Origin of the sequence: Hydrogenovibrio sp. 3SP14C1, from assembly GCF_029625905.1 — a bacterium.
Taxonomy (GTDB): Bacteria; Pseudomonadota; Gammaproteobacteria; order Thiomicrospirales; family Thiomicrospiraceae; genus Hydrogenovibrio.
Genome location: NZ_JARTLM010000159.1, coordinates 1 through 264 on the forward strand (window position 1 = coordinate 1; position 264 = coordinate 264).

The 264-nt window shown below is 61.7% G+C and carries 1 protein-coding gene; it reads left to right on the forward strand.

Features of this window, described 5'->3' with window-relative positions; translation table 11 throughout:
- On the forward strand, positions 1-264 hold a 264-nt coding region (locus P8629_RS12050), incomplete at both ends, for a PAS domain-containing protein (protein ID WP_278166351.1).

Below are 264 nucleotides of genomic sequence, written 5' to 3' on the forward strand. Positions count from 1 at the left end.
CAGCTACAATCGAGTATCCGCCGCGCTTGAGCGCGCCGTGGGCCATACCCGGGTCATGCTGCGTAATTTGCGTGACGGCGTCTTGACCTGGCAGGCAGATGGCACTCTCACCAGCCTCAACCCCGGCGCTGAAGCACTGTTCGGCGTTCAGGCACAGCAGCTCGTCGGGCAACCCATCACCACGCTGCTTCCTCATCGGCCATTGACCCCCGGCACACGTCTGGAAATCAAGCGACGCACCGAAGACCAACAGGTACGCTATCT